This is a genomic window from Tenacibaculum xiamenense, assembly GCF_964513065.1.
In the GTDB taxonomy this organism is placed as follows: domain Bacteria; phylum Bacteroidota; class Bacteroidia; order Flavobacteriales; family Flavobacteriaceae; genus Polaribacter; species Polaribacter xiamenense.
The window spans coordinates 87294-95256 of the sequence record NZ_CAZEQU010000040.1 but is presented as its reverse complement, the minus strand read 5'-3'; the positions used below and the strand labels follow the sequence as shown (position 1 = coordinate 95256).

Annotated in this window: 1 protein-coding gene; it reads right to left on the bottom strand. The window is 36.0% G+C overall.

Annotated features, from left to right (window positions below; all coding sequences use genetic code 11):
* The coding region (locus ACKTTV_RS19615; RefSeq protein ID WP_408032583.1) for a DUF6923 family protein at positions 1-7961 on the bottom strand (7961 nt) is incomplete at its 3' end.
* Between the last annotated feature and the right edge of the window lie 2 nt (positions 7962-7963).

Genomic DNA, 7963 nt, shown 5'->3' with positions numbered 1-7963 from the left:
GTACCATCTCCGCCCGCTGCAGTAATAGTTAAACTTCCATCATTACAAGTAACATTAACCGTTGAAGCTGTCGCTGTTAATTGTTCATTTATAGTATGAGACGTTAATGTTGAAATACAACCTAAAGCATCTTGAACTTCAATATCATAATTTCCAGCAGTTAACCCCGTAAACGTATGAGTAGTTGAGTTTGCTGGAGTCGGAGCGATCCATGGTCCTCCATCGATTCTAAATAAGTAATCTTGAACACCCTGCGTAACATTTACTACTATTTCTCCATTACTTCCATTGAAACAAGTTGTTGCAGTTGCTGTATGAATTACTTCTGCTGGAGGATCTACAGTTACTTCTGTCGATTCCTGAGAAACACAAACAAATTGAACTGGTAAACAAGCCTCTGGACAAGAAGCTCCATCGTTAAAATTAGAAGGTGTTCCTTGATCTACAAATACTGCATTTGGAGAAGGTCCATCATAATTATCAATTCTATAAATTCTACCTGTATTATTATTAAAGGCATATAAATCACCATTCTTCACAGTAAACATACTTCCATAACCTCCATTAGGTAATCCTCCTGAAACGGGTTTATTTGTAATTGACACAGGATTTGTTGACATATCAGCGATATAAAGTGTTTGGTTTGTTATACCATACCCTTTACCATCAATAAATACCATATCAGCAGGTGTACCTCCACCTGTAAAATTCACTGTAGTATATCTTCTCGTATTGATATCAACTCTATAGAAAACACTTCCTCCTCCTCTTAGCCATAAATAATTACCTGTTTCATCAAAGAAACAAACATTTACGTTTTGAGGAAAAGCTGCACCAGTCGTTTCATGAGTAACCGCACCAAATACCGTTGCCACACCATCATATCCCATTCTGAATAATTGGTGCGTATCTCTAGTCATACCATATATATAATAATTGGTAGGGTGAATAGAAATTGCATTTGTATCAACTGTAGGTCTCGCTACAAATTCGTTATCCCCTGTAACTGGATCTATTACACGAAGTTCAAAGCTAATAACTTGGTATAAACCAGGATTACAAGGAGGGTTTGAGCTAGGAGGTGCTCCTCCTAGACAATCACATTCACTACAATCTCTACTATCTTGAACATAAACATCATACGGTGACCCTGCTGGATCAACATCAGTAAACACTGGAGATGTTTGCCAAGTAGTTCCATCTAAACTGTATTGATAAGGAGGTAAACCTCCCGATGCTGATGCGGTAATTGTAGCTCCAGAATTTGTAGCCTCACATGAAGCTGGTTGGGTTACTGAGGCTGTAATTTGTAAATCTGGTAAATCATCAATGGTAACAGGTCCTAAATTAACAGGACAATCTATCGCACCACTTAATTCTCTAATCCATACATCATAGGTTCCATTATCTAAACCGTAAATAGTATAAGGACTGTCAGCTACTGTTAACCAAGTAGTTCCTCCATCTATCGAATATTGATAATCGCCTACATAATTTTCAGCTTCAATTGTAATTTTACCATTTCCTAGAGAGTTACAATAATTTCCTACACTACCTAAAATACTTCCTCTAAATTCTTGATTTGCATCTACTGTCACCACAAAATCACGCGGACATGCTCTATCTGCTGTCACCGTAATTGTGTATGTTCCAGGACTTTGATCATCAAAGGAATTTCCTGGTTGTGGAACTCCACCGTTTAAGCTATAACTATAAGTTAAAGCTGGTGTTGCTGGAGGCGTTAATGTAATGTTTCCACCTCCATCACAATTATAAGATACGCTACTGGTAAAGTCAGGTATTACGGGCAACGCATCAATTGTTAAACTTCCAACAGAAGAAATACAACCATTATTATCTTGCACAGTTAATGTGTATGTCCCTTCTGTTAAATTGTCATAAACCAAATCAGTATTATAAACTCCATTTACTCCATATGTGTAAGGTGCCGAACCTCCTGTTGCAGCGGTAAATGTAATTTGTCCTAAAGTAGTACAAGTATAATCTTGTGTTATACTAGCTGTACTTGCAACTGTTGTCAAAGCATTAATTGTAACATCAACTGGTGTTTGCGTACAATTATTGGCATCAGTTACTTGGACTGTGTAAGTACCAGAGGTTAATGAATCAAATAATATTGTAGTACCAGATTGCGTAGATGTTGTTGTTGTAGAAGTTGTGTTATCTGTAAACGCAATTGTATATGGTGCAACCCCATCAGAAATTGTAACATTAATACTTCCTGTATCTCCGTTACATGCCGGTTGATTTACATCTGTTGTAAATGATGGGCTTGTTGTTTCACCAACATTAACTGTGGAAGTATAACTACAACCAGATCCATCTTGGACAAAGAAATCATAATCATCTGAGTTTGTTATTGCAAAAGAATTTGTTGCAACATATGTTGGAGTAGTACCACTGCCTGAAGTTATAATTGCATATTGATAATTTCCATCACCTCCACTGGCGGTAATTGTCAAGTTACCATCATTACACGTAACATTTGTAGTGGCAGCAGTTGCCGTTAATTGTTCATTAATTGTTACAGTTTGCTGAGTAGCTGTACATCCAGCTCCATCGACAATGTCAACTGTATAAGTTCCAGCACCTAATCCACTAAATGTATAATTTGTAGCAGTAGCTGGTGTTGGTGTTTGAGGTGATCCTCCATTTAATATAAATTGGTACTCATCATTTCCTTGAGTAACATTTATTGCTATCTCACCATCATTACTTCCTGAATAACAAGCTGTTGGTGTTGCTGTAAATTCTATGGTTTGAGGCGGATCCGCTACTACAGTTACTGGAGTACAGGTTACTTTATTAATAACAATGTTTACATTGTCAATAAAATTTCCAACCGTTGGATTTCCTCCTGCTGTTGAAACTGCTTCAAAAGCAATAATTGTTGTTGGTTGCCCAACTGGAACGGTATATGTTCCTGAGTAACTACCCCAAGCAGTATTTCCATCGGACATAGTTTCTTGAACAGGTGCTGTTCCTAAATCACCACCAATTCTCACTTGTGCCACGTCAGTTCCCAAACGCCCTCTATGATCAAGTGACCATGAAATTACATCACCTGGCTGTGTACAATATTCTTGGTATAAAGTTGAAACCGCATTTGCATTTAACTCTGCAAAGTTATTTCCTTCTGAAGCAGGCACTCCTTGAAAACCATTATGCCAAATTTCAATTCTATTATCTGCAGCGGTTGTATCCCATCCTGGTACATCATTTTCATGAACCAAACTCCATCCTGTATAATTTCTGATTGGTTCTTCAAAACTTCCGTTTACAAAAGGATCAGAAGTACAACCACATTCGTCACAGTTTTGGCTATCTCTTAACTGAATAGTATATGTTCCTTCTGGAACGTCAGTAAAAACATTTGATGTTTGCCAGTTAACACCGTCTAAACTAAATGTATACGGAGGTACTCCACCTGTAGCGGTTACCGTAATTGTTGCTCCGATTCCGATACAGCTCACAGTATCAGTAACATCCGCCGTTACATTCATTTGTGGTGGCTCCGAAATTGTTACTTGCCCTAAATCAATAATACATAAAGATTCACTCGCTATTACTTCAACTTCAGCCAAACCTAAAAATTCACTCCCCTCTTTTCTTATTCTTACTCTAGATCCCCAATTGTTAATTGAAACAGTATTTTGAATAGTAGCTCCACCACTATGATTATATGTTTCAACTATACTACCATTAATATCAATTACTTCTAAAATAAAATCGTCCAATCTTGTTCCACAACAATCTGTTCTATTCCATAAAACTACTTCCTTAATATACACATCTTGAGAGTAATGTGCTGAAAAATCGACTTGCCAAAATGGATTTAAATCACCTGTCGCTGTATGAGCAATACTATTATTCGTCCAAATTCCATTCGTATTTCCATCAATGGCTTTGTCCGCTGTAGTATTTGCGTTGTATAATGAGCTTTGTGTTGCTATTCCATTTGCAGCAATATTTGTAAATGGAGCTGTTGTCGAATTATCTCTTATTAAAATATTGTGTGTTCCCGCAGGTAATCCAACAATTCTAAATGGATTATCAATTGCAACTAACCAGTCCGTTCCTCCATTAATTGAATATTCGTAATCACCTCCTACATAGTTAGATGCAGAAATTGTGGCAGTACCATTATTTGCATTAAAACACCTACTATCTGTACTACCAACAATTGTTCCTGAAAAATTATTTCCGTTATCAATAACATTTACATTAACGGTAGTAGTACAATCTCTACCATAATCTACTGTTATTGTGTGTGTTCCAATAGCAACATTAGTGAATACATTTGATGTTTGCGCAGTTCCTCCATTCAAACTATATGTATATCCAGCTGTGTTTGGCGATACCGTAATATTTCCAGTTCCGTCACAATTATATTCGATATTCGTCGATACAGTTGGCTCTGTTGGTAATGGGTCAATTGTTAAACTTGTTAAAGTTGTAATACAATTGTTTGCATCTCTTACTGTTAAAGCATAAGTACCTTCAGTCAATCCAGGTTTCACTGGGTTTGTTGAATATACACCATCAATACCATAACTATAAGGAGGCGTTCCTCCTGCAGTTGTTCCAAAAGTTATTTCTCCTTGTTGCAAACAAGTATATTCTTGAGTAATTGTTGCCGAACTTGTAATGGCTGTTTTATCATTAATAACCAAGTTATCAATTGTATAAAAACATTGATAGTTTGGTTTTGAAGCTCTTATATTAATTGTGTAAGTCCCTACTCCTAAAGCAGTAAAGTTCCCAGTAGTGTTCCATGCTCCAGGTCCAGACCCAGCATCAATATTGTATTCAACCAAATATCCTTGACTACTTCCGTTAACTGCTACAGATATACTACCATCAGTTTCACCACTACAAGATATATCATTAACCGTAGGGGTGAAAGTTAAAGGTGCTTCCACTACAATATCAACTGGGTTAGAAATACTAGAACAGTTATTACTATCAATTACAACAAATCTGTAAATACCTTCATTTCCATTTGCGACATTATAAGTGTTCGCTGTAAAAAATTCCGAAGGAGGAATATCTGAAACAGAGGCATATAAATCTGTACCTTGGCTCGTCCATACCGCAAAAGTATATTGATCTCCTGAATTTAAAGTTCCACCGTTTCCTGTTAACTGGATAATTCCATCAGAAGAACCATTTAAACATGAAATATTTTTAGTGATTGCCGCCGTTAAGGTTAAATCTGTAGCTTCGTTTATTGTAATATCTTCAGTAATTGAACAGTCCGCTGTAGTAACTCTAACTTGATAATTACCACCTGAACTCACATTGAAAGTAAAATCATTATTGGCTGTAGGTCCTTCGTTACCAATAGGTGATCCTCCTTGTAATAAGGTATATGTATAATCACCAGGTACATTATTTACCTGTACACGAATACTTCCTGTATCTCCTGAACAAACAATATGTGTTGGTATTAAATCTAAATCAATTTGTCTATTTAAAATATTAATTGGGCCAAAATCATATGAACAAGAAGCCGCTGAAGCATTTGTAATTCTAATTTGTAAATCGTAATCCCCAGGATTCGAAACCGTAAAAGTATTCGAAGCTTGAAAATCAACAAAGTAACCATTCGGTCCACTTAAACTATATTCGTATCCAGCTGGCACTCCATTTACTGTAATTTGTCCATCGCTACCACAAATCATATCCTCTTTAACAATCGTAGGATTTAAAGAAGCTTTGAAAACATTAAAATAATAAGTTGTTGGACATCTTCCATCATAAAGAACCTCTACTCTATACTCTCCTGAATCAGTAATATCAAGAGACATTGCTGTGCTAATAGTATTCCAAGTACAACTTGTATCGATATTTGCACAACCTACAACTGTTTGATCTGGACATGACGATTCATCAAGTTTTTGCCATGTTACTGTAGTACCTGTTGAAGAGTCAAAAGGTAAATTTATAGTTCGGCTACTACTATCTCCACATAAATATATTTCCGCTAAATCAGTATTGTTTGTACAAGTAGTATACATAATATCAGCGAAAGGAACTAATGGATTAGGTTCTGTATTATAAGCTATTACGTTAATAATTTCTGTTGTACTAATACATCCAACAGGAGCAACTTTCGTAACAGTATAAGTTCCTAGGGCACTCACCGTAACTGTTTGATTGGTACCTATAATATTATTACTTGAATCTCTCCATTCATAAGATATAAATCCACTACCAGCAGATAATTCTAATGTAGAACCACAAAGTACTTCGTCTCTTTCATAAGTACATCCAGAGGTATCTGCCAAAAAGTTTGTTGAACCGTCAATACCGAAATTACAATTATCCAAACCTGCAACACTCGGTTCATTTTCAACTCTAGGCGTTCCTCCTAAATCACTACTGTAATTCGCAAAAGCTTGATTTTCTACAATATTAGAACAAACATCTCTCAAATCGTTACACGAAGAAACTACTTGTACTTTAAACCTAATATCATACGCTGCACCACCTTCTGTAACCATACTATCAGGCACATCAATAGTCAAAACTCCTCTAAAGGAGTTTCCTGCCGAAGGAGGATCATAATTATAAGTTGTTATTCCAGGCGGAAGAATTATATCTGTTTCAATTAAATCGACATTTTTAGGTAAAACATCAACTATTTGAGTATCTGTAGCATTATCTGTTCCAACATTCTGAAATTGTACATTATACCATAATTCAGCACCTAAAGCTAAAGTTTGCCCAGCAATATCATTTCCTGCTCCATCATCTACCGTTTTAACTAATTGTACTTTAGGTTCAATAATTTCAACAGCCATTCCTAGCAAAAATGGCCAATAAGAATCTTGCGCGGTAGTAAATCGTAAAGTAGTACTTGTTTGATTATTTTGAATTATACTATTATTAGGATTATTGAGTGCGAAAATATCGGCATCATATCCCAATGTATTTTGACTCGCAGGATTCCTGTTTGTTTGATGATTATTAAAAGCGGTTATCGAACTATTAAAGAAATTATTTGTAGGATTATTGGTTCCTGTAGTAATAGTTGAATACGTTCCAAAAGGGTTTAAAATTTGAAAACTATCTCCAGTCCAAGGCGAATCCCCTTCTAAAGCGGCAACTAATAAAGTTGCTCTTACCGGCCCTGTTGGTATTGTTTGGAACCCAGAAATTGGAACATCAACCGATGGATTGGTGTTTAATCTAATTGTTGAAAATCCATCAAAAACATAAAACTTTTTACTAGACTCATTTTCATTCTCATATACAACAACAAGATTCCATCCTGCAGATGATCCTAATCCAGAGCCTATATTATCCATACCAAGGGTTGCCTTAATATTCGCTGCATAATAATCTCCATTCGGATTTGATAACCCTGCGACTAAGCTTGTTACATCTTTATAACAAACATAGGGCATTTCTGCATAGCTTCCATTATCAAAAATTAATTCACCCGGATCAAGTTTATCCGCAACTAAATCAATGTAATTACCTCCAGGTAGCCTGAATTTAATTTCATTAAAATCATCGTCTCTTGTATTGACTCCACCGTTTTCTTCTGACCAATTATCAAAAGGATAAATTCCAGCCCAATACAACCCAGCATATACAACTTTAGAACAAGTTGGCAAGTTTAACGTTGCACTTGAGGACGAAAACGTAGTTGGATCTCCATCAATATCAATATATTGAAGATCGTGATAATTATTAGCTGTATACCAAACACCTCCTTCATTATATGGGCTTGAAGATGGAGGTCTATTTAGGATATTGTTTGCTATAAAGGTTATATTTCCTCTAGCAACTCCTCCATAACGCTCCGTAAAGGGTATATCAGATAATTGTGCATTTTTTTCTAATCCTGTGTATTCCTTTACGGGCTTATCTTGTGCAGTAAACACAAGACAATACAGCATTAGGATAAGGGTAAGTATAAGTCTTTTCATGA